The organism is Streptomyces sp. PsTaAH-137 (assembly GCF_003259365.1).
Taxonomy (GTDB): Bacteria; Actinomycetota; Actinomycetes; order Streptomycetales; family Streptomycetaceae; genus Streptomyces.
In genome coordinates this window covers 1-2,757 of record NZ_QLLY01000071.1, presented here as the reverse complement: position 1 = coordinate 2,757, position 2,757 = coordinate 1, and the positions used below count along the sequence as shown (strand labels likewise).

The 2,757-nt window shown below is 73.2% G+C and carries 4 protein-coding genes; 3 read left to right on the top strand and 1 reads right to left on the bottom strand.

Annotated elements, in window-relative coordinates; genetic code table 11:
- Positions 1-375 (bottom strand): MerR family DNA-binding transcriptional regulator (locus K377_RS40885; RefSeq protein WP_146614870.1); only part of this gene is annotated, 375 nt, incomplete at its 3' end.
- Between the two features lie 193 nt (positions 376-568).
- On the opposite strand from K377_RS40885, the gene K377_RS40880 reads away from it, so the two are divergent.
- The 3 genes from K377_RS40880 to K377_RS40870 form a co-directional block, all read left to right on the top strand.
- Complete coding sequence (locus K377_RS40880; protein ID WP_111668690.1) at positions 569-1,789, top strand: serine hydrolase; 1,221 nt, start codon at positions 569-571, stop codon at positions 1,787-1,789.
- Between the two features lie 130 nt (positions 1,790-1,919).
- Positions 1,920-2,174, top strand: a complete 255-nt coding sequence (locus tag K377_RS40875; protein WP_111668689.1) for a hypothetical protein — start codon at positions 1,920-1,922, stop codon at positions 2,172-2,174.
- A partial coding sequence (locus K377_RS40870) for a helix-turn-helix transcriptional regulator (RefSeq protein WP_146614869.1) occupies positions 2,171-2,757 on the top strand: 587 nt, incomplete at its 3' end. The genes K377_RS40875 and K377_RS40870, both read left to right, overlap by 4 nt.

Sequence of the window (2,757 nt, the reverse complement as noted above, 5' to 3'; positions counted from 1 at the left end):
GAGCCGGTCCAGGACCGCGCACGCCCGGTCGGGGAGCAGGGCCCGGTCGCCGTGGTCGAGGCGGTGCAGCCGGTCGCGGCGCGCGACCAGGTCGTCGATCCGCTCGGTGAGCCGGCGGTGGACGTCCTCCAACGTGGCCGCGAACGTCGTCGGGTCGGTGTCGAGCAGATCCCCGATCTCGGCCAGCGGCACCCCCGCAGCGGCCAGCGTCCGCACCTGGACCAGCCGGTACAACTCGCCCGAACGGTAACGGCGGTAGCCCGAACCGTCCCGCTCCGGTTCGGCGAGCAGACCGAGCCGGTGATAGTGGCGCACCGTCTTGATCGTCACCCCGGCGAACGACGCCGCCTGACCGATCGTGAGCCCTTCCGCCATGCGTTCTGCACACCTTCCTGAGCGTGGGCGACCGCGGTTCCCGGACGATCACGCGGCCGAGAATATGCGGACGCCCCGCCGCCCTTGACCTTGACCCGGGGTCAACCTTGCAGGCTCGTCACAGGGCCGGGCGAATCGGACACGCAGCCACAGGGGCTGCCACGCGCACCGGCACCGGGAACAGGAGACCGGCATGGACGTCACCAGTGGCTTCTGCGACACGGGACTGCGTCGGCTGCACGAGGTGCTGGCCCGGCACGTCGAGTCCGGGAGAATCCCCGGGCTCGTCGCCCTGATGAGCCGGGGCGGCCGGACGCACGTCGAAACGCTCGGGACCATGCGCCCCGACGGCGGCCCGCCGATGCTCCGCGACACCATCTTCCGGATGGCGTCCACGTCCAAACCCGTCACCACGGCCGCCGCGATGATCCTGCTCGACGAGTGCCGGCTGCGGCTGGACGACCCGGTCGACCCGTGGCTGCCCGAACTCGCCGACCGGCAGGTGCTCACGGACCCCGACGGCGCCCTGGACGACACCGTCCCGGCCGAGCGGCCCATCACCGTACGGGACCTGCTCACCTCGACGTTCGGGCTCGGCGTGGACTTCGACTCGATGGCCGCCCCCATCCGGGCCGCGACCGTGGAGCGGCTCGACTACAGCGTGGCGTCCGGACCGGCCCCCGAACCGGACGAGTGGATGCGGCGCCTCGGCGAACTGCCGTTGCAGTACCAGCCCGGAACGCGGTGGCAGTACGACCTGAGCAACGAGGTGCTCGGTGTGCTGGTCGCCCGGGTCGCCGGACGGCCCCTTGAGGACTTCCTGCGCGAACGCGTCCTCGATCCGCTGGGGATGAAGGACACCGCCTTCCACGTGCCCGCCCACAAGATCGACCGGCTGCCGCCCCTGTACGGGCCCGATCCGGTCAGCGGCGAGTTCGCCGTCTGGGACGAGGCGGAGGGAGGACGGGCCGCCACGCCTCCCGCGTTCCAGGGCGCAGGCGGCGGGCTCGTCTCCACCGTCGACGACTACCACGCCTTCTTCCGGATGCTGCTCGACCACGGGAGCTGCGGCGGTGCACGGATCCTGTCCCGGGCCGCCGTCGAGATGATGACCACCAACCGCCTGACACCCGTGCACCTGGCCGCCCGTGACGCCATGTTCGCCAAGGTCGCGCACGTGTCGTCCGGGCAGGGCGCCGACGGCGGCTGGGGCTTCGGCATGGCCGTGCGCACCCGGCCCGACTACGCGCCCGCCGGCCAGTTCGGCTGGTTCGGCGGCACCGGCACCACCGCGTACGCGGACCGCACCCACCAGGTCACCGGCGTCCTGCTCACCCAGGTCGGCCTCTCCACCGCGGACTCGGCGCGGGTCATGACCGACTTCTGGACCATGCTCTACCAGGCCGTCGACTGACCCCGGGCGGGCCGCCGCACCGCCCCGGGTGCGGCGGCCCGGCCCGCGACACACCCACATCGCCGATCGTCACCAGTTGACGGACGGTCGATACTTTGACAGGTATCATCAAAATTGACATGGTTACCGTGTGTCGGATCCAGGTGACGAGCGGGAACTCGCGGAAGCGGTCGAGGCGTTGAAGGCCGCGGAGGAGCGGGTCGCCGCCGCGTTGCGCGCCTTCCTGGCGCGCGACCCCGTCACGGGGCGTCCGGTGCACGGCCGGATCGGCCGGGCCGCGGACATCACCGGCTGGGGCCAGCAGAGGGTCAAGGAGACCGTGACACCCGAACTGGCCGAGCGGCGCCGGGCCCAGCGCGACGACGGGAAAGAGGGCCGGCGATGAGCGACTTCGACGCGATCGACTCCCTGCTCGCCTCCGTCGCACCCGAGGCCGAGCTGCCCGACATCGCCGCCCGGCGCGCCCTGCGCGAGCAGGCAGGACTGTCCAAGGCGCAGGTGGCCAGGGCCCTGGGCGTCAGCCCCTCCACCGTGGGCGGCTGGGAGACGGGCCGGCGCGACCCGTCCGGCGAGGTCCGCACCAAGTACGCCTATCTCCTCGACGGTCTCGCCGCGAAATTCGCCCCGGAACCCGCGGAACCCGAGCAGGCCGACGACGACCCGCCCGCAGCGGAGGACGCCGACCACGCCCACGCCGACGCCGACGATCACGCCGACGCGGTCGACGCCGACGACGTCGAAGTGCTGAGCGTCCCGGAGCCGTGCGTGCTGTGCGGCAATCCGGCCGAGGAGCGGGTGGCGGGCTTTCCGCAGCACCTCGACCCGGCCGACTGCCGCCCCGGGACGCCCGCGACGCCCGCCGCGGCCGAGGAGGCCGCGCCCGTACGGACCCGGCAAGAGCCCGCGCGGCCGGCCGAGAAGGCTTCCCGGGGCGCCCGCACGGCCCGCGCGGCCGACCGGCCCCGGAC

What these genes read in the sequence shown, in the direction of transcription:
- K377_RS40880 (WP_111668690.1), top strand. Translation starts at nt 569, where the DNA reads ATGGACGTCACCAGTGGCTTCTGCGACACGGGACTGCGTCGGCTGCAC.